Below are 23382 nucleotides of genomic sequence, written 5' to 3' on the forward strand. Positions count from 1 at the left end.
ATCCGAACCTTATCGGTTAGAAATTCGCGGGCTCGATGAACCGAATCCGCCGCTCTCCAGTCCTTGCGCAAATCCAAGGTGCATCCCTTGCAAAGATTGCGCGGGGCGCGGCAAGCGGGGCGCAGTGCGTCCCGCCGGGACCGCTGCCTTAGTGAGCCAAGACCTTGGCCATGGTCGAGCCGAGTTCGCTCGGGCTCGGCGCCACGGTGAGGCCGTAGGACTTCATGATTTCCGCCTTTTCAGCGGCGCTGTCGCCGGTCGCCGAAATGATCGCGCCCGCATGGCCCATGCGGCGGCCTTTTGGCGCGGTCAGGCCGGCGACATAACCAACCACGGGTTTGGTCATATGGCTCTTGATCCATGCCGCGGCCTCGGCTTCTTGTGGGCCGCCGATCTCGCCGATCATCATCACGGCCTTGGTTTCCGGATCGCGCTCGAACAAAATCAAATGATCCAAGAACGAGCTGCCGTTGATCGGATCGCCGCCAATGCCGACGCTGGTCGAGACGCCAATGCCGAGGGCTTTCATCTGTGCCGCGGCTTCATAGCCAAGCGTTCCCGAGCGGGAGACGATGCCCACCGAGCCCTGCATATAGATATTACCCGGCATGATGCCGAGCATCGCTTTGCCGGGGCTGATGATGCCGGCGCAGTTCGGCCCGACCATCAACGTCCGGTGGTCGCGCTGATAGCGCAAGAGATAGCGCTTGACCCGCATCATGTCCTGGGCGGGAATGCCGTCGGTGATCGAGCAGACGAGCTGAATGCCCGCATCCGCCGCCTCCATGATGGCGTCGGCGCAGAAAGCCGGCGCGACGAAGGCAATGCTGTGGGTCGCCCCGGTTTGACGGATCGCTTCCTTGACGGTGTTGAACACCGGCAGGCCGAGATGTGTGCTGCCCCCCTTGCCAGGCGTGACGCCGCCCACGACCTTGGTGCCGAATTCGATCATTTCCTTGGCGTGGAAAGTGCCTTTGTCGCCGGTGAAGCCCTGAACCAGGACCCGGCTTGTTTCGTCGATCAGAATACTCATCGTTTAAGGCTTCCCCTGAAACAATTCACGGCGAAGGTCACAAACCCCATTCGCCCATAAAAATGCGGAAAACAGGCGTTCGCGGCGCGCTTTCCCTCGTTCTTCGTCTCGAACGCGCTGTGGCTGCCGCATGTTTTCCTTTCGTCGGCTCAGGCCGTGCGGAGGGTGCGTTCCGCCGCACCTTGTGCGGCATCGACCGCCGCCTTTGCGGCCTCGGCGAGGGTTTCGGCAGAAATGATCGGCAGACCGCTTTTTTGAATGATCTCGCGCCCGGCCTCGACATTGGTGCCGGAGAGGCGGACCACGAGCGGCACGTCCACATGCAATTCGCGGCAAGCTTTGACGACGCCCTCGGCGACCCAATCGCAGCGATTGATGCCCGCAAAGACGTTGACGAGGATCGCTCTGACATTGCGATCGGAGAGCACCAAACGGAACGCCGCCGCAACGCGCTCGGGCGAGGCGCCGCCGCCGACGTCAAGGAAGTTGGCGGGGCTGCCGCCGGCATATTTGATCATGTCCATGGTCGCCATCGCGAGGCCGGCGCCATTGACGATGCAGCCGATATTGCCATCAAGACCGACATAATTGAGATTATGTTCGGCGGCCTGAACCTCGCGCGGATCCTCTTGCGAATGGTCGCGCATGTCGGCCACATTGTTCCGCCGGAACAGCGCATTGTCGTCGAACGACATTTTGGCGTCGAGCGCAAGGACGCGGTCATCCTTGGTGACCACCAGCGGATTGATCTCAACCATCGTGGCGTCAAGATCGCGAAACGCGCGATAGCAGCCGAGCATCGTGGCCACGGCGCGGCTGACCTGTTTCAGATTGAGCCCGAGACCGAAGGCGATCTCGCGCGCCTCGAACGCCTGAAGGCCAACTGCCGGCTCGACCACGACTTGCAGGATCTCTTCCGGGTGCTCCTTGGCGATCTCCTCGATCTCCATGCCGCCGAAACGCGAAGCGATGACGCGCACCCGCTCGACCTTACGGTCAAGCACGAAGCCAAGATAAATTTCACGTTCGAACGGTTCGGCAACCTCGATATAGACCCGTTGCACGACCTTGCCTTCCGGGCCCGTCTGGTTGGTGACGAGCGTCTTGCCGAGGAGTTCGGCGGCGGCGGCGCGTACTTCATTATACGTCTTGCACAGCTTGACACCACCGGCCTTGCCACGGCCGCCGGAATGGATTTGCGCCTTCACGGCCCAATGCCAGCCGCCGAGTTCGGTGGCGCAATAGACGGCCTGATCGGGGCTGTAGGCAACGGCACCATGCGGTGTCGCCACGCCGAAGTTGGCTAGGATTTCTTTGGCCTGATACTCGTGGATGTCCAAATACCCCTCCTTCAGATTCGGACCGCTCCGATCGGCGCGGGCTTATTCATTATATTTTTTGGCGCCTGCCCTGGAAACCCGGGCGGCCCGAGCCCCGCCGTCGCGCGGAGCCGAAGCCTTAGTGCCAAATTCCCGCCGTATCAACCGTTCAGTTCCTGGCGCCGCATCGGACCGGCAAATTCCGGAATAGCCTCGCTCTTTGCCGGCCGGCGGTTGGGAACGAGGGTCAAACAGGCCGGAAACCAAGGAAACGCTGCAACGGAAACCGGTCCTACTTAGCTGATACAACTTCGTCTGTCCGATTTCGGCGGGCTTTATCCGGCCAACGAGAAAATGGTTGAACCGCGGCTATTTCCGGTTATGAAACTGCGGTGTTCGGCAAAATACAAGAATATATGCGCCGCGCGCATGCGCTCTATTCGGGTTTCGAGTATTGGCGTAGGCAGGCGCCGCAGCCAAAATACGATCCTCCCGAACACTCGATCAATGTTCCCCTGTTGCCGTGCCGGCAACCGTGAAGTGAAGTGCAAATCACAATGACACTCGATGCCCGCCAGCTGCTTCGCGATATGTTTGAGGCGGCGGTCGGTGCGGCTTTGCCGAAAAAGTGCCTGCCGCCCCATATGCCGGCGCGCCCCGCCGGCCGCACGATCGTCATCGGGGCCGGCAAGGCGGCTGGCTCCATGGCCAAGGCGGTCGAAGATCATTGGCCGGGCCCCATCGAAGGACTGGTCGTCACCCGCTATGGCCATGGCGCGCCATGTCAACATATCGAGGTGATCGAGGCCGGCCATCCGGTCCCTGATGCCGCAGGGCAAGAAGCCGCAGAGCGCATTCTGGCCCTGATCAACGGTCTGACCGCTGACGATCTCGTGCTTTGCCTCATTTCAGGGGGCGGCTCGGCGCTTCTCGCTTTGCCTGCGGCCGGCGTGACGCTCGCCGACAAACAGGGGATCAACAAAGCGCTCCTGAAGAGCGGAGCCACGATTACCGAGATGAATTGCGTGCGTCGGCATTTGTCGGCCATCAAGGGCGGAAAACTCGCCGCCGCCGCCGCACCGGCAAAAGTCGTGACGCTGATGATTTCGGACGTTCCGGGCGATGATCCTTGCGTGATCGCTTCGGGACCGACGGTCGCCGATCCAACGACCGCAGCCGACGCCTTGGCGATCCTCGAAAAATACGCCATCGCCGTGCCGCAACATATTCATGCGTATCTCAACTCGCCTGAGGCGGAGACATTGAAGCCCGGCGATCCGCGCCTCGCCGGCGTCACCAATGTCATGATCGCAACGCCGCAACTCTCGCTCGAAGCCGCCGCTGCGGTCGCCCGCAAGGCAGGCGTGACCCCGCTTATTCTCGCCAACGCAATTGAAGGCGAAGCCCGCGACGTGGCCTTGGTGCACGCCGCCATCGCGCGGCAAGCCAGTGCTTTCGGTCAGCCCTTGCCGCCTCCTTGCGTCCTGATTTCGGGCGGCGAAACCACAGTCACCGTGCGTGGAAAAGGCCGCGGCGGCCGCAACGCCGAATTCTTGCTGGCTCTCGGGGTTGCTCTGGACGGCCATCCGGGCATTTATGCGCTTGCTGCCGATACCGATGGAATCGACGGCACGGAGGACAACGCCGGCGCGCTGCTTGCCCCTGACAGTCTTGCCCGCGCGGCCGCGGCCGGTGTCATTGCCAAGGCCAGGCTTGCCGACAATGACGGCTACAGTTTTTTTTCTGCCATCGGCGATCTGGTCGTGACCGGACCGACCTTGACCAATGTCAACGATTTCCGCGCCATTATAGTGTTCGGCTGAGAGTCGGCGATGTGGCGGCATGGAAGGAAGACCACGCCCGCAACCTCTACGGTTGCGCATGAGCCAATGGTTTTGTTAATAGAAGCAACCAGTAAACAAATGGAGGGTGCATTATGGCGGGCCGCCACTTTCTTTTCGTTCCCGGACCGACCAACGTCCCGGACCGCGTCACACGGGCCATGGTGGTGGCGATGGAAGACCACCGGTCTTCTAAATTTCCAGAACTCACTTTGCCCCTGTTTCAGGATTTGAAGAAGGTCTTCAAATCCACCGAGGGCCAGGTTTTTATTTTCCCGTCGTCCGGCACCGGAGCTTGGGAAGCTTCGCTTTGCAATACGCTCTCTCCGGGCGACAAGGTTTTGGCCTCGCGCTTCGGTCAGTTCAGCCATTTGTGGATTGATCTTGCCCAGCGGCTCGGCCTCGACGTCCAGGTTTTGGAAGAAGAATGGGGCACCGGCGTCAAGCCCGACAAGATCGAAGAGATTCTCCGCGCGGACAAATCGCACCAGATCAAGGCGGTGCTGGCGGTTCAGAACGAGACGGCCACCGGCGTCACCAGCGATATTGGTGCCGTCCGCCGCGCGATGAACGCCGCCAACCACCCGGCCCTCCTCTATGTGGATGGTGTGAGTTCAATCGGCAGCATCGATTTCCGCATGGACGAATGGGGCGTCGATCTGGCGATCGCCGGCTCGCAGAAGGGGCTCATGCTGCCGGCGGGGCTTGGCATTGTTTGCGCCAGCCCCCGCGCCCTCGCAGCCTATAAGAGCGCCGGTCTGAAGCGGGTCTATTTCGATTTTGGCGACATGATCAAGGCCAATGCGACCGGCTATTTCCCTTATACGCCGGCGTTGCCGATGCTCTATGGCCTCCGCGAATCTTTGAAAATCCTTTTCGAGGAAAAGCTGGAGCGCGTCTTCGAGCGCCACAATGTTCTGGCGAGCGGCGTCCGCGCTGCCGTCAAAGCCTGGGGTCTGCAGCCCTGCGCCAAGGAGCCGAAATGGTATTCGGACACCGTCACCGCGATCGTCGTCCCACCGGGATTTAACGGCGCCGATGTGATCGATGCCGCGTTCCGCCGCTACAATCTTTCGCTCGGCGCCGGCCTGTCCCAGGTCGCGGGCAAAGTGTTCCGGATCGGTCACCTCGGCGATCTCAACGACCTTATGGTTCTTGGCGCCATTTCCGGCGCTGAAATGGCGATGGCGGACGTCGGAATCGACGTCAAACTCGGCAGCGGCGTCGCTGCGGCCCAGTCGCATTTCCGCTCGACCATCATGGCCAAGGAAAAGAAACCCTCGGACCAGGAACATTTCGCCGAGCTGCACCCGGAAGGTGTCCTCAACGATTGATCGGCGGATTCGCCGCGCCGATTTGCTCCACCGTAAGGCCGCTTGATCTTTGGAAGCGGTCCCACCTTCGAAGCGCCGCCCGCACGCGGGCGGCTACTCCTTTCGCAAAGACGATATTGCCGCAACGCGGAAGGAACCGAGCCTGAAAACAGGCGTCGCGATGTTCACGCGGGCACGCCCAAAATGTATTTCGGCGAAATTTGCCGGAATGCTCCGCTGGCGGAACCGGCACACTTCAATTCATGGAAAGATCACGCCGTGCAACACTCGATCGTCTTTCTCGACCGCTCGACCCTCGAGGCCAATCTGCGGACACCCAATTTTCCGCACAATTATACGGAATATGCCGTCACCGCCCCTGACGAGATTGTTCCCCGCCTTCGCGACGCGACGATTGCCATCATCAACAAAGTCCCCATGCGCGAGGCCACGCTCGCACAGCTCCCCAATCTCAAATTGATCGCAGTCGCGGCAACCGGCACGGACGTCGTCGATAAGACCTATTGCAAGTCGCGCGGCATTATCGTCTCGAACATCCGAAATTATGCGTTCAACACGGTTCCCGAGCATGTCTTCGCGCTTGCCTTCGCGCTTCGCCGCAATCTCCTCGCTTACCGCGACGATGTGCGCGCCGGACGTTGGCAGGCCTGCGATCAATTCTGCTTTTTCGACCATCCGATCCGCGACATGACGGGCTCGACCATCGGCATCGTCGGCTATGGCGCGATCGGCAAGTCGGTTGGACGGATCGCCGAAGCCTTCGGCCAGAAGGTGCTGGCCTATGATGTCTTTGAGCAGCCAGGCCTGACCGATCTCGACACTTTGCTGCGCGAAAGCGACATCATCACCCTTCATTTGCCGCTGACGCCCGAGACCAAGAACATGATTGGCCCGGCCGAATTCCGGAAGATGAAAAAGGACGCCATTCTGATCAATACCGGCCGTGGCGGGCTGGTCGACGAGGCGGCCCTGGCCGAGGCGCTCACCCAAAAAATCATCGGCGGCGCGGGTTTCGACGTTCTCACCGTCGAGCCTCCGAAGCAAGGCAATATCCTGCTTGATTTACGACTTCCCAACCTCATCATCACGCCGCATGTCGCGTGGGCAAGCCGGGAAGCCATGCAGATCCTCGCCGACCAGCTCATCGACAACGTGGACGCATTCGCGGCAGGCAAGCCGCAAAATGTGGTTGAAGCCTGAGCGCGGCTTCAAGAGGAGGAACAATGCCGTCGGACATCGAAATTGCTCAAGACGCCCATATGCGGCGGATCAACGAGGTGGCGCTCGAAAAGCTTGGGATCGGGGACGAGCACCTCGAACCCTATGGCTGGTACAAAGCCAAGATTTCACTGGAATATATCGATAGCCTCGCGAACCGTCCGGACGGCAAGTTGATCCTGGTCACCGCGATCAGCCCGACCCCTGCCGGCGAAGGCAAGACAACGACCACCGTCGGCCTCGGCGATGCGCTGAATCGGATCGGTAAGAAGGCTTCCATCTGTCTCCGCGAACCCTCGCTCGGGCCGGTCTTCGGCATGAAGGGCGGCGCGGCGGGCGGCGGCTATGCGCAGGTTGTTCCGATGGAGGACATCAACCTGCATTTTACCGGCGACTTCAGCGCGATCGCGCTCGCCAACAATCTCCTCGCGGCGATGATCGACAACCATATCCATCACGGCAACGAGCTGAACTTCGACATAAGGCGCATCGCCTGGAAACGGGTCGTCGACATGAACGACCGGGCCCTGCGGCAAATCACCGTCGGCCTGGGCGGCGTTGCGAATGGCTATCCGCGCGAGGATGGCTTCGACATCGTGGTCGCTTCGGAAATCATGGCGATCTTTTGCCTTGCCACCTCGATTAAGGATTTGAAGGATCGCTTGGCGCGGATCGTCGTCGGGTACACCCGTGACCAAAAGCCCATTCTTGCGGGAGACTTGAACGCGCATGGCGCGATGGCCGTTCTTTTGAAGAACGCGTTGAAGCCCAATCTCGTGCAGACGCTCGAAAACAATCCGGCGTTCATTCATGGCGGTCCGTTCGCCAATATCGCGCATGGCTGCAATTCCGTGCTCGCCACCAAGACCGCGCTTAAACTCTCCGACTATGTGGTGACCGAAGCGGGCTTCGGGGCCGATCTCGGCGCCGAAAAATTCGTCGACATCAAATGCCGCAAATCCGGCCTGCGTCCACAGGCGGTCGTGATTGTCGCAACTATTCGCGCCCTCAAATACCATGGCGGCGTGGATCTCAAGGAGCTCAATACCGAGAACCTTGAGGCGCTGGCCAAGGGTCTCGCGAATTTAGAGCGCCACATCAACAACATCCGCAACCATTACGGGCTTCCCTGCGTGGTCGCGATCAACCATTTCACTTTCGATACCGCCGCCGAAATCGAGCTTCTGAAGACAAAGCTCGCGCATCACGAAGCTCCGGTCGTGGTCTGCCGGCATTGGGCGGAAGGCGGAAAGGGCGCCGAGGATTTGGCGCGCACGGTCGTCGATATTATCGACAAGGTCCCAGGCGATTTTAAATTCGTCTACGATGAATCGGCAACTCTTTGGGACAAGATGACGGCGATCGCCACAAAGCTTTACGGGGCGAGCCAAGTGACCGCCGATTCGAAGATCCGCGGGCAGATCAAGCGGCTTCAGGATAATGGGTACGGCCATTATCCGGTTTGCGTCGCCAAGACCCAATACTCATTTTCGACGGATGCCAGCCTTCGGGGCGCGCCCTCGAACCATGAAATCAATATCCGTGAAGTGCGGCTGGCAGCCGGCGCGGAATTCGTGGTGATGGTGTGCGGCGAGATCATGACCATGCCGGGCCTGCCGAAGGTGCCATCGGCAACCAAGATCGACCTTGACGATACCGGCAAGGTGTCGGGGCTCTTTTAAAAATAAGGAAATGGTCCGCAAACCAGCTTTGCGGACCATTTCGTTTTTTCATCTCAAGCTAGGCGCTAATCCCCGCCCGCCTTCGCCGCACCAGCGGCGGGACGCTGCTTCATCAACCAGGACTCCAGGCCGTCGATGTCGACATAATCCTTCTCAAAGCGCAGGCCGGCAATCTGGCGACAGGGACGGTCAGGCTCGCCAAGATCGCTGAGAAGGCTGGTTGCAAGGCTGAAATCATCGCCCTTCAAATAATGACTTGGGACGGCAACGACCGGTAAATCCGCTTCCCTCGCCGCCCTCACGCCGTTTTCCGAATCTTCGATGGCGACGCAATTTTCGGGATCGCATCCAAGCGCATCGAGCACGAAGCGATAGACGTCGGGTGCGGGTTTCTTGCCGGCAACGACATCTCCGGCGCCGATGACTGAAAACCAGGATGGCCCCTCGTCGCCGAACATGTCACGCAGCAGCGCGTCGACGCTGCCCGGAAGAGAGGTGGTGGCGATGGCGAGCCGCACGCCCCGCGCACGGGCTTCTCTGATCAGGCGACGAATGCCAGGCCTTGGCAAGACATTTCCCGCGCCAACGAGGGCGGCGTAGCGCGCCGACTTTTCCGCGTAAATGTCGGCAAAGCGGGCCTGGGCCGTTCCGCCGTCCTGCGGCTTCCAAAGGTCGATATAATGCTGCAGACGCTCCTTGCCGCCGGTGACCTGGAGGAGATCGCGATAGACATCGCGATCCCAGGTCCAATCGAGTCCCACGGCGGCAAATGCCTCGTTGAACGACTGCCTATGCGTCTCTTCGGTTTCGGCGAGTGTCCCATCGACATCGAAAATCAGCGCCTCAAGCGGCATCACTGCGTTGCTTTCTCATGGCGGAAGCTCGAATCGCGGCGATGTTGGCCGCATAATGCTCCGGGCCCTGCTTAAAAACGGCCGAGCCGGCAACCAGGGTGTCGGCGCCCGCCGCGGCAACCAAGCCCGCTGTTTCAGGAGAGATCCCGCCGTCGACCTCGATGCGGATCGCCCGAGCGCCGATCATTGTCTTCAGCTCCGTGATCTTGTCGACCGAAGAGGCTATGAAAGCCTGACCGCCAAAACCGGGATTGACCGACATCACCAGCACCAGATCGACGAGATCGAGGACATGCCGGACGCTTGAGACCGGCGTCGCCGGATTGAGCACAACGCCGGCCTTTTTTCCCAACGCCCGAATTGCCTGTAGCGACCGATGCAGATGCGGTCCCGCCTCGACATGGACCGAAATCAGATCGGCGCCCGCCTCGGCAAAGGCGGCAAGATAGGGATCGCACGGAGCGATCATGAGATGCACGTCGAAGGGCAGCGTCGAATGAGGGCGCAACGCGGCAACCATCGCTGGCCCGATCGTGATGTTGGGCACGAAATGGCCATCCATGACATCGATATGGATCCAGTCCGCGCCCGCTTGCGAGATCGTCCGAACCTCCTCACCGAGTTTGGCGAAATCGGCCGAAAGAATCGAGGGCGCAATGACGAGGGGAGTCATTCTCTTTGCGCTTTCCTATGGGCTGAACCGAGCGGAAGACCATTGCGCTCTAAAGCGCCGATCCATATGAAACCGCCTGCAAAACAGGGGCCGAGGGTCCTGAGCAGGCATTTCATATCCAAGCCTTCTCCTGTCAAGAGCAGCGCAGCAACGGTCGAGGTCCGGAACGCAAGCCTAGTACTCAAATGCTTGCTGCAAGGTTTCCAAGACAAGCTTATCCATTTGAAGGAGGGCTTTCATCACTCTCCGCGATTTTTCAGAATCGGCGCCGCTTAACATCGCCCCTAAAGCGGTCGGAACGATCTGCCATGACACGCCGTACTTATCTTTCAGCCAGCCGCATCTTTCCTTTTGTCCGCCTTCGGAAAGCTTCTCCCAGTACTCATCGATTTCTTGCTGCGTCTCGCAATGCACGAAAAACGAAATGGCGGACGTGAAGGCAAATAGGGGGCCTCCGTTCAAAGCGATAAATTCCTGCCCATCGAGCTCGAATGTTCCGGTCAAGACGGTTCCCTCAGGTCCCGGTCCGCCCTCGATATTGCGTGTGATGTTCAGGATTTTCGAGTTCTTGAACACCGAAGTATAAAAATCCATCGCCTCTTCGGCTTGGTCGTCAAACCACAAGAACGGAGTAATTTTCGGCATCTTGGCTTGCCTTCAGGGCCCGCACAGGACAGGCGCCGGTTCGCAGCTGCACTCTTTATTCCGCAGCGCTGCGACGAAGCTCCACGCGAGGATCGAGGCTGCCGGAGGCGTAGCGCTCGGCCATGGCGGACATCGGCAGAACCTTGATCTTCGACGCATTGCCAGCGGTCCCGAATTCCTCGAACCGCTGTCGGCAGACCTCGCGCATCGCCTCCATCGCGGGCTTCAAGAATTTCCGCGGATCGAATTCGCCCGGCGTCTCAACAGCGACCCGGCGAAGTTCGGCGGTCAACGCAAGACGGCAATCGGTGTCGATATTCACTTTGCGGACGCCATGCTTGATGCCGCGCACGATTTCGTCCACCGGCACGCCATAGGTCTGACGCATGGCCCCGCCGTATTTGTTGAAGCGGTCCTGAAGTTCCTGCGGGACAGACGACGATCCATGCATGACAAGATGGACGTTGGGAAGCTTGGCGTGGATCGCTTCGATCACCCGCATGGATAGAATATCGCCATCCGGTCGGCGCGAAAATTTATAGGCACCATGCGATGTTCCCATGGCGATCGCCAGCGCATCGACCTTGGTTCTCGTCACGAAATCGACAGCCTGGTCCGGGTCCGTCAAAAGCTGGTCGAGGCTCAGCTTGCCCTCGGCTCCATGCCCGTCCTCTTGATCGCCGCTGCCATGTTCGAGCGAGCCAAGGACGCCGAGCTCCCCCTCGACCGAAACACCCACGGCATGAGCCACTTCCACGACCCTTTTCGTGATGCCTGCATTATACTCATAGGAAGACGGCGTCTTGCCGTCGGCTTCGAGCGATCCATCCATCATCACCGATGAGAAACCGTGCTGAATCGCGGTAAAACAGGTGGCTTCGCTGTTGCCGTGATCCTGATGCATGCAGATCGGGATGTTCGGGTAAATCTCGATCAGGGCCTCGATCATTTTGGCGAGCATAATATCATGGGCATAGGCACGCGCCCCGCGGCTGGCCTGGATGATCACCGGCGCATCGACGGAGGCGGCGGCCGACAGAATAGCCAAGCCCTGCTCCATATTGTTGATGTTGAACGCTGGGACGCCATAGTCATGCTCGGCCGCGTGGTCGAGCAGCTGCCGAAGGGTGATACGGGCCATAGATTAACTCCGTCGCAATTGCGGGTAACTTGCCGAGAATAGTGTATTTCTGACGTTCGTGAAACTTGAGCAACACCGACGCCGCCAAGGCTTACGAAACTGTCGACAACGGTCCAAAGTTGGGAGGCCTTGGACGCCAAAATCTGATCGAAATTGCAGGCCTATGCGGGCGTTACAATGGCGCCATCGACCATTTCTCATCAAATATCCGTTCCTGACTGCCCTAAATCGATTCGAAAAAAAGCAGGCTTGGACCCTCAACGGGCGCGCCGGCGCCGCTCTACGAGCTGGAGAACGAAGGGCGTCAGGATCAACTGCATCGCCAGATCGAGCTTGTTGCCTGGAATGACGATCGAATTGGCTCTCGACATGAAACTGTCGTGAATCATCAAGTGGAGATAAGCGAAATCTATGCCACGCGGCTTGGCGAAACGGATGATGACCATCGACTCGTCGGCCGTCGGGATCCAGCGGGCGGCGAAGGGGTTTGACGTATCAACCGTAGGGACGCGCTGAAAATTAATGTCGGTTTCGGTGAATTGCGGACAAATGTAGCGGATGTAATCGGGCATTCGCCGCAGCATCGTGTCCATCACGGCTTCCGTCGAATAGCCGCGCGCCGACCTGTCACGATGAATTTTTTGAATCCATTCCAGATTGATGACAGGGACGACGCCGATTTTCAGATCGGCATATTGGGCAATATTCACCTTCTCCGTCACCAAGGCCCCATGCAGGCCTTCATAGAAGAGAAGGTCACTCCCCTCGGGCAAGGACTCCCATTTGGTGAAGGTTCCGGGATCGCACCGATAGAACGCGGCTTCTTCCTCGTCATGGATATAGCGCCGGGTCTTCGCCGTCCCCGTTTCGCTGTAACTGCGGAACACCCCTTCGAGTTCGGCGAGAAGATTGGCGCGCGGCCCGAAGTGGCTGAAATTTCGATTGCCGTTCGCTTCCTCCTCAGCCATCACCCTGCGCATACCGTCGCGATCATAGCGATGAAATGCATCGCCCTCGATAAAGGCAGCCTCGATGTTCTCCCGGCGAAAAATCTGCTCGAAGGTCCGCTTAACCGATGTCGTTCCGGCACCAGAAGAACCGGTCACCGAGATGATCGGATTTTTGGCGGACACGATGGTCTCTTCTTCACAAACGCATGAGGCCGCGCTTGCCGAATAAGGGCGCGCGCTCGGCGGAAAATTGCGGATCGCTATGATAGCGGGCGACGACTTCGACCAGATTTGTCGAGCCGAAGACGAGCGGCACGCGCGCGTGGATGGCCGAAGGAACGACGTCGAGTATCGGGTAGACGCAGTCTGTCGCCAGCCCATTGGCGCGTTCGACAATCAAGGCCACAGGATTGGCTTCGTAAAGAAGGCGCAGCCGGCCTTCGCCATAGCCTTTACGCTGATCGCCCGGGTAGAGGAAGATCCCTCCGCGCTGCAAGATCCGATAGGCGTCCGCAACCAACGAGCCGGTCCAGCGCATATTGTAGTTGCGCTTCATGGGCCCTTCGACGCCTTGCTCGCAATCATCGACAAAGACGCGAACGGGCGCATCCCAATGCCGGTAGTTCGAGGCGTTGACGGCATATTCGGCTGTCTCTGTGGGGATCACCAGATCAGAGGCCGCTCGGTAGAACCGGCCATCGCGCCGGTCGAGGGTAAAGATCTGCGTTCGACCGCTTCCCAAGACGAACACGATCGAAGTCTGCGGTCCATAAATAACAAAACCAGCAGCGATTTGCGCCCGGCCAGGTTGCAAGAAATGCGCATAAATGTCGCTGACGTCGGCGAGCGCGGGAAGGATCGAAAAGATCGTTCCAATCGAAACATTGGTGTCGATATTGGAGGAGCCGTCCAGCGGGTCCATCGCCACGACAAGCGGCGCCGCGGGATCGAGGGGCAAGGGCTCCCGCAATTCCTCCGACACGACGCCCAAGACCGGCGAACGCTTGAACACCTCGATGAAGACATTATTGGCCAGAACATCCAGCTCCTTCTGGACATCGCCGTCCGTATTGGTGCTAGAACGGCTCGCGCCGAGGCGCCCGTTTAATAGCCCGGAGCCAATCACATGCGACATTTCAACCGACGTGACCGCGATTTCATTCAGCACTTTCGCGGCCGGCCCTAAGCGAGCATCCGTGGCAACGCTTTGATCCAGATAGGCTTCCAAGTCCTGGGTCCCGGAGATCCTCGACATGCCCGCTCTTTTCGCCCCCCAACAACGCGTCCGTAATATCGTTTATAGCTGTGAAAAATAAAAGCGACTAATATTTCGCGCAGCAACATAAAGCGGACCGTTTTTGGCGGCCCGGAACGCGTCAAGAGCGGCGCCGCGGCGGTCATCTCGACAGGCCGATCTGTCGGCGTCGACTTGTCCTTGGGCGATTTTATCGGGCGGGGAGAGCAAAGTTTCGTGTCAAAGATCGTGAAGGCTTGAGCAGCAGCTTGATTTCCCGCTCCGCCTTCGCAATCAGATCCTTGCATTACCTCTTCGCTTCCAAGGAGTGGGCCTGCGGGGCGGACCGGATATCGGCTGTTTTCAAACAACTTCGATGATAACCCTACGATAGAGCTCATGAACGGCGGCCACGCTACACAGCTGGGTACCGGGATGCAGCAAGGCCGCCGAACCGGCTGCGGCGCCGTACCGGAAGGCATCACGGATCTCGTCGCCACGCGCGAGGCTCCAGACCAAGGCCCCCAGGAAACTATCTCCGGCACCGACGGCGCTTACAACTTTTACGGCGAGCGGCGGCGCGCGTAATGCTCCATCACGAGTTACCAGCAACGCGCCTTGATGCCCAAGTGTGAGGGCGACGATCTCGGTTTTTCCCGCCTTGATGAGGCTACGGGCAGCGGCGACGCATTGAACCTCGCCTTGGAGGGCATCGCCGACGAGCCCGCACAGCTCGCCCCGACTCGGTTTGATGAGATACACGCCTTCTTCCAAGGCTGCAGCAAGCGGCGGACCCGACGTATCCAAAATGAACTTTGCGCCCGAATTCGTCACGTGCCGGGCGGTACGCGCATAGAAATCGTCAGGCACCCCCACAGGGAGACTGCCGCTGGCGACTACGATACCAGCACCCCCCTCGATTGCAGCAAGCGCGTCGAGACAGCTTTGCCATTCCTGTTCGCTAAACCGCGGTCCAGGCATGACGAAGCGGTACTGGGCGCCAGATGTCTCCTCGCGAACCGTAAAATCTTCTCTGGTTTCCTCCTTGACCGCGACCGTCATACTGCGAATGCCTTCTTGATCAATCAATCGGTGGAGCAAACCTCCTGTTGCGCCTCCGATTGGGTAGAGCGCAGTCACGTCGCCGCCCAGCCGGTTGATCACACGGGCGACGTTGACTCCGCCGCCGCCCGGATCGCGCCGCGCCGCGCCGCACCGGAGTTTTCGGGTGGGCGCAATTCTCTCAACTGACGTCGAAACGTCGATCGCAGGGTTCGGCGTGAAGGTGACGACGCGTGTCATGTGCAATTTAAGCCTGACAAATCGGTTTGTGCCCTTGAGATGAGCAATGCGCATTAGCCGAAAGAAGCCTTAAGACCAAGCTCCTTTCAGCCCACCGCCAGCACCTCCGCGCGGACGCCACGTCAGGCCGATCCCGTTTGACACCGTAAACGCTTTTTCAAAAGTGATCTTTTCCTTGGCGAAAGACAGCTAGAAATAAAGGCAAACAATATTGAGGCAGGTACAGGAAAATTTTGGGGTCGGCGCCACGCCCTATAAGACGCCGCGGCATTTGCGAGAGGAGTTCATTATGGAGCGAGAAGACTTTGGCATCGAACAGGTCACGCAAGAAGACCGCGCTTATAACGGATCACGCTTTTCGCAAGTGCGGGAGGCGATCTTCGCCAATCCCTATCAAAGGGTTTGGGGCCGCGAAGGCGAACTACCCCTGCCTGATTACAAAACGACGTTGTCGCTTGTATTGCGTGGATTTCTCTCTCTTGGCCGGCGATATCTGTTTCGGCAGGCTGCGGAACGCGCCGTCGATTCTCACGCTGACTTGCGCTGGGGACCGGACGGGAAGGGATACCGCCGCCTCGTGCACCCAAATGGCCTCTGCCTCACGGGCTTGTGGGAGATAACCGAAGAAACGGAATACTCGGGCTATTTCGGAAAAAATAGCAAAGCCTTGGTCATCGGACGCTATTCCACCGGCTCCGAGATCAATCGCGGCCGGACGCGGACATTGGCGCTTGTCGGCAAACTGTTTCCAACCACCGACCCCAATCATGCCGAACCGCTGCGGACCGCAAGCTTCATCACCCAGGAGGACATCGGCGGCGACCGCACCGAATATATCAACGATGCCGAGTTCCGTAATGCTCCCAATGTGACACCTTGGCGCCGCGGGAAAGGACTGCTGATTTTGCTTGTTTCAGGGATTGTTTTTACCCTCGTCGATAAGAAATCCACCTTGCGGCAGCTGTACCAGATCGCCGAACTCGGTAAGCCGCTGGATGAACCCACACGCACGCCTGAATTCATGCGCCTTTTGGTTGCATCGGATCAGCCAAGGATCGAAGGGGCGACTCTGGATTTCCGCGACGAAATCATGGCGCAGATTTTCGACAAGGGCGATCCCGCGCCAAAACGTACGCTGACGTTTCATATTGAAGTGACGGATGAGGGGACGACGCAGGAATTCCTCGGCTACACGAAACGGACTTTTCAAAATTGGCGCCGGATCGGCAAGCTCACCTTTGATCATGCCGTCGTCTCCTACAATGGCGACCACGTCATTCATTTTAATCATCCCGGCTGGCGCGAGGACAGGAATGATCCCGCAACCGCTTTGAGAGCCCCGCTTTCCAAGGCGTAGCCATGGGCAAATTCAAAGACTCGCCGGTGCCGCCGGCCCAAACGGGGAAGGTGTAATGGTGACGGGAAGCGGCTCCGCCTTGGAGCCGCTTCGCTATGGCCTTATGCGCTTTTCTTGAACTTTGCTGCTTCCTCGGACCCCTTGGTGGCGTCTCCGGCGCTGTAGGAGTGCGCGCCGGTCCCGGCGAGCTTGCCTTTGTCGACGATCAAATATTCATCGCGGATGGGGCGGCCCTCGAAATAGCATTCGAGGATTTCGCGGGTGCCCGCGGCGTAACGCGCCTGCGCGGACAGCGACGTGCCGGAAATATGCGGGGTCATCCCATGATGCGGCATGGTGCGCCACGGATGATCCTTTGGCGCCGGCTGCGGGAACCAGACATCGCCCGCATAGCCCGCGAGTTGGCCGCTCTCCAAGGCGCGGACAATCGCGTCCCGGTCGCAGATTTTTCCGCGCGCGGTGTTTACGAGATAAGCTCCCCGCTTCATCTTGGAAATCATCGCATCGTTGAAGAGATGCTCGGTTTCGGGATGCAGCGGGCAATTGATGGTGACGACGTCGCAGACCTTGACCATATCCTCGACCGTCGGATGCCAAGTGACGTTGAGTTCCTTCTCGATGGCCTCCGGCAGCCGGTGCCGATCAAAATAATGGAGATGCATATCGAAGGGTTTCAGCCGGCGCAGAACGGCGAGGCCGATGCGGCCGGCCGCGACTGTCCCGACATGCATGCCTTCGACGTCATAAGAGCGTTCGACGCAATCGGCGATGTTCCAGCCGCCCTTCAACACCCACTCGTAGGAGGGGATGTAATTGCGCACCAGGGAGAGGATCATCATCACCACATGCTCGGAAACGCTGATCGAATTGCAGTAGGTGACTTCCGCAACCGTAATGCCGCGGTCCATCGCCGCTTGCAGGTCGACATGGTCGGAGCCAATGCCGGCGGTGACCGCGAGTTTCAGCTTGGGCGCCTTGGCGATGCGCTCGGCGGTAAGATAGGCCGGCCAGAAAGGCTGCGAGATCACGATCTCCGCATCGGCAAGTTCGCGCTCCAAAACCGAGTTCGGGCCGTCCTTGTCGGAGGTCACGACCAGCGTATGCCCCTGGGATTCTAGATATTTGCGGAGGCCCAGTTCGCCCGACACGCTGCCAAGAAGGGTGCCCGGCTTGAAGTCGATCGCTTTGGGGGTCGGAAGCGTCTGCCCCCCTGGATAATGATCGATCTTGGGTAAATCGTCGCGCGGATAGATTTTCGGATAACCGCCGATCGGATCGTCGTAAAGAATGCAAACGACCTTTGCCATGTCTTTCTCCCTTCCATTATTTTTTTCTAGACCATAAGAAGAAGAGCTTACCTCTCAAGTTCAAGCCTAGAATATCTGAGGCACAGTCCTAACTATATCTGGCCAGATGCGGTCAGCTTTCAAGCGCTTCTTCATTTAACTTGAGGCAATGAGGTTTGATATGAAATCAGCCTCCTCAAGCGAGCTTAAGCTCGCCCTGAAGACAATATTAATCCAATGAAATATTCTGAAGAATCGATAGCAAGAGCCGATCAACTGGTGCCGCCGGCCGCCGCTGCAAGCCCATCGGCGAAGTCGCTTTGGCGCGTGCCGGCCAAAAGCGCACTGGCCATCGGCGGCAAGGGATCGCGATCGGAGAGAACGAACCCTATCATCTGGCTGTGGGTCGGCTCGATGAGTTCGATCCCCACCAGATCCGGGCAGTTGACGAACACATGGAAGAAACTGTGCGGCACGATGCTCGCGAAGCCGCCGTGGCGGACATAAGAACAAATGCCCAGAAACGAATTGCTCACGATGGTTGGATTTGCCGTCGTGCCGAGCGCCGCCAGGACGCCATCGATAATCCGGCGGTTTTGCATGTCTTCGCTGAGCAGGCAGAGCCGTTCTCGCGCCGCCTCCCGCCACGAGATGGTCCTTTGCCCCGCATGGGGGCTGTTGCAATGGGTCACAAATACATAGTGCTCCCGATAGAGCGCAAAGCGGCGGACGTTTTCCAACGGCTCATTATCGAGATAGGTGATTCCCGCATCAAGCTCGAAAGTGTCGAGCCCGGTCTGGATGGACCGCGACGTCATCGACGTCACTTCGACCGTCGCCGCCGGATGGGCGGTTGAAAATTGCGCCGTCAGGCAGGACACCAAAGGCATCGCAGCCGGAACAACCCCGAGCCGCAAGGTGCCGCTCAAACCGCTTCGCAAGCCCTTGAGATCGAGCCGCAAGCCGTCATAGTCGTTGAGGATCTGCCGGGCCCATCCCAGCACCCGCTCGCCCTCGGCGGTGAGCCCGACGAAGCGATGGCCGCGGACCACGAGCCGGACTTCGAGATCGTCCTCCAATTTGCGAATGGCCGCCGAGAGAGTGGGCTGCGCAATGTGGCAAGCCTCCGCCGCGCGGGCAAAATGCTTTTCTCGCGCCAGGGCGACGAAATAGCTGAGATGACGAACAAACATGCTCTTGGCCGCAGCGGACACGCCCGCTAACCTCACTTTGTAAGGTCATTTTATATAACGCTTTGCGAGATGGCCAGTCAGCTTCGCGGGTCGAGCCGGATGTTGTGCGGTCCGGTTGCACGGCGGAGGGTAGGAATTGCGCAGCAACCGCAGCCATGGTCTCAAATGGAAAGGCCCGGCGTTTTCGCGCCGGGCCTTGAAGCAACCGCGAGTGCGGATGGGAAAACCGCCGATCAGAAAGCGCGCTGGACCCGGATGCGGCCTTCGTATTGGCTTTGGTTTGGCCTGAAGGCCGGCAGGCCGACAGCAACCAATGTGGCATCCGGAACAAGGCCGGCCGGACGGCTCTGGTTCACATGCACATACATGAATTCGCCACCGATATCGAAGCCCTTGAGCGGCGTCCAGATGAGGTTGGTGCCGACCCGGCCTTCCTTGATGTTGGAGATGCCGACGCCGCCGCCGAAGCCGGAGAGGGCATTCGCCGAATAATGGACTTCCATATAGGAGCCATAGACTGCGGAGCTGAGGGTCGGGATCCAGTAATGCTTGTAGGCGCCGGTGATGTCCCAGCCCCATTGTTGTTCGCAGGAGCCGCTGCCGGTGAAGACGCAATCCGAATTGGGCTGGCTGTTCCAGCCGGTGCTGTAATCCGATGCCGTGAAGCCGGAGCCGGCATAGCGGTTCTGGTTGACCGCGCCATAGTTGTAGCCGAGGTTGTTGCCGGCGATATAGCCGAAGGCGCCTTTTTCATAGGCCGCCTGGAGCCAGAACTTGTCGCCCGGCGAGAGAAAATCGGCGTTCAGCTGGACGCCGCCCTGGATCGCGAAGCCGTAGGAATTGCTGACCAGGGCCGGGAAGGCATAGGCGGGGGTGAGCCCGGCGCCGGTGGCTGGCGGGGTGCCGAGCGCGGTGGAGCCGAACAGGCTGGCCCGGACCTGATGCGCCGCGGCCGACAATTGCACCGCGCCCCAGGGCTGGTCGAGGCGGAGGTTGCCGACGATGTCGGGGACCCGGGCGCCGGCGGGCTGACCTTGGAACGAGGTTCCGGTGATGCCCCCGACATTGATCGGGATGGGCGCGCCGGCGGCGGTCGCCGTGGCGCTGGCAATGGTGCTGCCGATCGCGGCGCGGCGGGATGGCTGGTCTTCGAAGGAGATCGTCGAGGAAAACCCACTGCCGAAGGTCGCGGTGTAGGAGAACAGGGCGACGGTGGCGTTGGAGCCGCGCACATTCACCCAGTTATAGGCATCGGCGTAGAAATCGAACATCGATTGGGCGCGGCCCGCGGTCAGCCCGGCGAATTGGATGAAGGCCTTGTTGATGATCGTCGTCTCGCGCTGCGAACTGGTGCCGGCGGTGGTGTTCCAGGTGTTGCCGAGCGACGCAAGGCTGCCGGTGGCGGAGTTGGCGCCGGAGCCGTAATAGGCATCGACCCGCGCGAAGGCCCGCAAGGTGCCCCAGGGGGAGGCCGTCCGGGCATCGAGTTCGACCCGGCCCAAGGCGTTGAAGCTCGCCGCATCGCGCGAGCGATTGTTGGAATATTGGGCGACGCTCGGAAGGAAGCCCACACCGGCACCTACGCCCACGGGAGCGAGTGCGGTATGGAAGGCCGGAATGCCATTGCCGTAGAAACCGGTGCCGCTGATGCTGTAGCTCGGATCGAAGGTGCGCCCTTCGGCCAATACCAGGCCGCCGACCCGCAAACAGGTTTCGGTGCCCGGGATATAGAAGAAGCCGGCGCCGTAAGCATCGCAGATGCGAACATATTCGACCGGCGCCGCGGCGCGCGCGGGAAGATCGGCGGCCTTCGCCCCCGACACCCCTGCCACGCCCGTCAAGGCCGCGGCTGAACCAAGAAGAAGACCCTTGAAGATTTTCATGACACATCCCCCAATACAAGGACCCCTTCCGGATCCGTCCATTTTCCAAGTAGTGCTCGCGAATAACCCAAGGATTTCGCTGCAACGCTCTGTAGAAAATCTGTGCTATATAGACAGTCTAGTCAACGCTAAAACTATGGTATTTCAGCCACAGTCGTTGCTATTCTGCCACTCGCCCCTCCTGGACCCTGCCCCATAAGCACAAAAATAGCCTTGCTTATTCGGCTTAGTCAATAGGTTAAGTGTAGTATTTGCGCCACAGACGTTGCTTACTCTAATCCTCATGCCAACGTTCTTATTACCTTCGCCATCGCCTTGATGGGCCATCGGCTCAGGACAAGTTCCGGTGTAAAGGTTAAGCATGACAGTTGGACGTCGTCTGTATGACATGTTGACTATGCCAAAATCGCCGTCATGACGCTAACACATTGAATTATAAATTTAATTTTAGATTCTGCGCAGGCGCCGGTTCAGCCCTGGAAGCGCGAATGCAAACATCCGTGGCGCAAATATCACACTCAGGTTGCAGGCGAAGTCGTTCTGCAACCTCGCCCTTATCGCGAGCCTATTTCTTCCCGGAGAATTTCGAGCTGAAGCCATTCATCCTCCATCTGAGCGAGTTCGGCCTCCGCTTTGGCCAGAGACCCGGAGAGTTCCTCGAATTTCGCGGAATCGCGAGCATAAAGCCCGGGATCGGAGAGCTGAAGGCCGAACTTCGCTTTGAGCGCGCGCAAGGCGTCCATGCGCGCCGGCAAATTCTCAAGTGCGTGTTTTTCCTTGAAGCTCAGTCGCGGCTTGGGGCGAGGCAATTGTACCGCCCCGGCTTTAGGTTCCGCTTTGACCGCGGCTGATACGGCAACGATCGGCGCGGAACTGACCCCGGCGCCGCGCTGGGCGACCATATCGGAATAGCCGCCCGCATATTCGGCCCAACGGCCACCGCCTTCCGCCATCAGCACTGAAGTGGTGACGCGGTCCAGAAAATCACGATCATGGCTGACGATCAGCAAGGTGCCCTTGTACTCGGCGAGCATTTCCTGCAGCAGATCGAGCGTTTCGAGATCGAGATCATTGGTCGGCTCGTCGAGAACAAGAAGGTTTGACGCACGGGCGAGGGCCCGCGCCAGCATCAGCCGTCCGCGTTCGCCGCCCGAAAGCCGCCCGATTGGCGTGCGCGCCTGCTCGGGCCCGAACAGAAAATCCTTCATGTAGCCGATGACATGTTTCCGCTCGCCGTTGATTTCGACGAAATCGCTCCCGCCCCCGGTCAGCGCATCCTTTAAATTCGTATCCGGATCGAGACTGGCGCGGGCCTGATCGAGCGTCGCCATCAACAGATTGGCGCCCAGCCGCACCGAACCTCGGTCCGGTGGAAGATTCCCGATCAGCAGATTGATGAGGGTCGTCTTGCCGGCGCCATTTGCCCCAATGAGGCCAACCCGGTCACCCCGTAGAATACGAGTCGAAAAATGCTTGACGATCACCCGCTCGCCAAAAGATTTTTCCAAATCCCTGGCTTCGATGACCAGCTTCCCCGAAAGATGGCCGGCGCTTGCCTCTAGCTTGACCTCGGCAGGAACGCGCCGCTGGTTCCGCTCGGTCCGCATCGACTTCAAATTGGCAAGGCGTTTTTGGTTGCGCTTGCGCCGCGCCGTGACGCCGTAGCGCAGCCAATGCTCCTCCGCGACGACTTTACGCTCAAGTTTATGGTGGGCGCGCTCCTCCTCTTCCAGCTCACGGTCGCGCCAGGCCTCGAATTCAGAAAATCCCCGCGAGAGGGTCCGGGTTAGCCCACGGTCCAGCCAGACGGTGCTGCGCGAAAGGTTCTGTAAAAATCGGCGGTCGTGACTGATGATGACGAGAGCGGAGCGCAAGGTTTTGAGTTCGGTTTCCAGCCATTCGATCGCCGGCAGATCGAGGTGGTTGGTCGGCTCATCAAGCAGCAAGACGTCGGGTTGAGCCGCGAGGACGTGGGCCAGCGCGGCGCGGCGCGACTCGCCGCCCGAAAGCTTGGCTGGATCCTCATTCCCGGTGAGGCCGAGTTCATTGAGAAGCGTCATTGCGCGATGAGTGCCATCGGTCGCAGCGAGGCCCGCCTCGACATAGGCAAGTGTCGTCGGGTAGCCGGAAAGGTCCGGCTCCTGCGCCAGATAGCGGACCGTGACCCCCGGCTGCAGGAAGCGGGTTCCACCGTCCGGCTCGATCAGGCCGACCGCGATCCGCAGCAGCGTGGATTTCCCCGAGCCATTGCGGCCGACGAGGCAAAGGCGCTCGCCCGCCGAAACGGATAGGTCGGCAGACTCCAAAAGAGGCTTGCCGCCGAGGGTCAGTGAAATGTTCTGCAACAGCAGAAAAGGAGGCGCCATTTTTCTCAAGGGTGTGGGAGGATTGGGCTTCGGTCTAAACCATTTCCGGCGAATGCGGAAACCGCGCCACG

18 protein-coding genes are annotated in these 23382 nt (G+C 59.5%); 5 read left to right on the plus strand and 13 right to left on the minus strand.

Annotation, left to right across the window (positions count from 1 at the left end; all coding sequences use genetic code 11):
- Window positions 1-148 precede the first annotated feature (148 nt).
- Both CU048_08575 and CU048_08580 read right to left on the minus strand, forming a co-directional pair.
- Entirely contained in the window at window positions 149-1033 is an 885-nt protein-coding gene (locus CU048_08575) for a succinate--CoA ligase subunit alpha (protein ID QBR71326.1), read from the minus strand.
- A gap of 149 nt (window positions 1034-1182) precedes the next feature.
- Window positions 1183-2373 (minus strand): ADP-forming succinate--CoA ligase subunit beta, encoded by a 1191-nt coding sequence (locus CU048_08580; GenBank protein ID QBR71327.1) that lies wholly within the window; start codon window positions 2371-2373, stop codon window positions 1183-1185.
- 536 nt (window positions 2374-2909) lie between these two features.
- Here CU048_08580 and CU048_08585 point away from each other — a divergent pair.
- The 4 genes from CU048_08585 (at window position 2910) to CU048_08600 (ending at window position 8427) form a co-directional block, all read left to right on the plus strand.
- Window positions 2910-4175 carry a glycerate kinase gene (locus CU048_08585; GenBank protein ID QBR71328.1) on the plus strand — a complete coding sequence of 422 codons (1266 nt, stop codon included), beginning with the start codon at window positions 2910-2912 and terminating at the stop codon, window positions 4173-4175.
- A gap of 113 nt (window positions 4176-4288) precedes the next feature.
- Complete coding sequence (locus tag CU048_08590; GenBank protein QBR71329.1) at window positions 4289-5527, plus strand: serine--glyoxylate aminotransferase; 1239 nt, start codon at window positions 4289-4291, stop codon at window positions 5525-5527.
- A 258-nt stretch (window positions 5528-5785) separates the two neighbouring features.
- Window positions 5786-6727 (plus strand): glycerate dehydrogenase, encoded by a 942-nt coding sequence (locus tag CU048_08595; protein QBR72781.1) that lies wholly within the window; start codon window positions 5786-5788, stop codon window positions 6725-6727.
- Window positions 6728-6750: 23 nt separating this feature from the next.
- Window positions 6751-8427 carry a formate--tetrahydrofolate ligase gene (locus CU048_08600; protein ID QBR71330.1) on the plus strand — a complete coding sequence of 559 codons (1677 nt, stop codon included), beginning with the start codon at window positions 6751-6753 and terminating at the stop codon, window positions 8425-8427.
- Between the two features lie 65 nt (window positions 8428-8492).
- Here the strand turns inward: CU048_08600 and CU048_08605 are convergent, their stop codons facing one another.
- The 7 genes from CU048_08605 to CU048_08635 all read right to left on the minus strand — a co-directional run bounded on the left by CU048_08605 (window position 8493) and on the right by CU048_08635 (window position 15226).
- Complete coding sequence (locus tag CU048_08605) at window positions 8493-9281, minus strand: haloacid dehalogenase (protein QBR71331.1); 789 nt, start codon at window positions 9279-9281, stop codon at window positions 8493-8495.
- Window positions 9271-9954 carry a ribulose-phosphate 3-epimerase gene (locus tag CU048_08610; protein ID QBR71332.1) on the minus strand — a complete coding sequence of 228 codons (684 nt, stop codon included), beginning with the start codon at window positions 9952-9954 and terminating at the stop codon, window positions 9271-9273. Before CU048_08610 ends, CU048_08605 begins: the two co-directional genes overlap by 11 nt.
- A 174-nt stretch (window positions 9955-10128) precedes the next feature.
- A complete protein-coding gene (locus tag CU048_08615; GenBank protein ID QBR71333.1) occupies window positions 10129-10599 on the minus strand; it encodes a hypothetical protein in 471 nt (156 codons plus the stop codon).
- 55 nt (window positions 10600-10654) lie between these two features.
- Window positions 10655-11740: a fructose-bisphosphate aldolase class II gene (locus CU048_08620; GenBank protein ID QBR71334.1), complete on the minus strand. Its 1086-nt coding sequence runs from the start codon at window positions 11738-11740 to the stop codon at window positions 10655-10657.
- A 257-nt stretch (window positions 11741-11997) separates the two neighbouring features.
- On the minus strand, window positions 11998-12873 hold the full coding sequence (locus CU048_08625) for a phosphoribulokinase (protein ID QBR71335.1): 876 nt from the start codon (window positions 12871-12873) through the stop codon (window positions 11998-12000).
- A 13-nt stretch (window positions 12874-12886) separates the two neighbouring features.
- The gene (locus CU048_08630; GenBank protein QBR71336.1) at window positions 12887-13945 is read right to left on the minus strand and encodes a class 1 fructose-bisphosphatase; all 1059 of its coding nucleotides are present in this window, start codon (window positions 13943-13945) and stop codon (window positions 12887-12889) included.
- Window positions 13946-14287: 342 nt separating this feature from the next.
- Entirely contained in the window at window positions 14288-15226 is a 939-nt protein-coding gene (locus tag CU048_08635) for a phosphofructokinase (GenBank protein ID QBR72782.1), read from the minus strand.
- A 289-nt stretch (window positions 15227-15515) separates the two neighbouring features.
- Here CU048_08635 and CU048_08640 point away from each other — a divergent pair, with 289 nt between their 5' ends.
- Window positions 15516-16583 carry a hypothetical protein gene (locus CU048_08640; protein QBR71337.1) on the plus strand — a complete coding sequence of 356 codons (1068 nt, stop codon included), beginning with the start codon at window positions 15516-15518 and terminating at the stop codon, window positions 16581-16583.
- Window positions 16584-16684: 101 nt separating this feature from the next.
- Here the strand turns inward: CU048_08640 and CU048_08645 are convergent, their stop codons facing one another.
- The 4 genes from CU048_08645 to CU048_08660 all read right to left on the minus strand — a co-directional run bounded on the left by CU048_08645 (window position 16685) and on the right by CU048_08660 (window position 23311).
- The gene (locus CU048_08645) at window positions 16685-17890 is read right to left on the minus strand and encodes a formate dehydrogenase (protein QBR71338.1); all 1206 of its coding nucleotides are present in this window, start codon (window positions 17888-17890) and stop codon (window positions 16685-16687) included.
- A gap of 251 nt (window positions 17891-18141) precedes the next feature.
- Window positions 18142-19062, minus strand: coding sequence for a LysR family transcriptional regulator (locus tag CU048_08650; protein ID QBR71339.1), 921 nt, complete (start codon window positions 19060-19062; stop codon window positions 18142-18144).
- A gap of 233 nt (window positions 19063-19295) precedes the next feature.
- On the minus strand, window positions 19296-20945 hold the full coding sequence (locus CU048_08655) for a porin (protein ID QBR71340.1): 1650 nt from the start codon (window positions 20943-20945) through the stop codon (window positions 19296-19298).
- 554 nt (window positions 20946-21499) lie between these two features.
- Complete coding sequence (locus CU048_08660) at window positions 21500-23311, minus strand: elongation factor 3 (GenBank protein QBR71341.1); 1812 nt, start codon at window positions 23309-23311, stop codon at window positions 21500-21502.
- Window positions 23312-23382: the final 71 nt, after the last annotated feature.

The organism is Beijerinckiaceae bacterium (genome assembly GCA_004564215.1).
Lineage (GTDB): Bacteria > Pseudomonadota > Alphaproteobacteria > Rhizobiales > Beijerinckiaceae > Methylocapsa.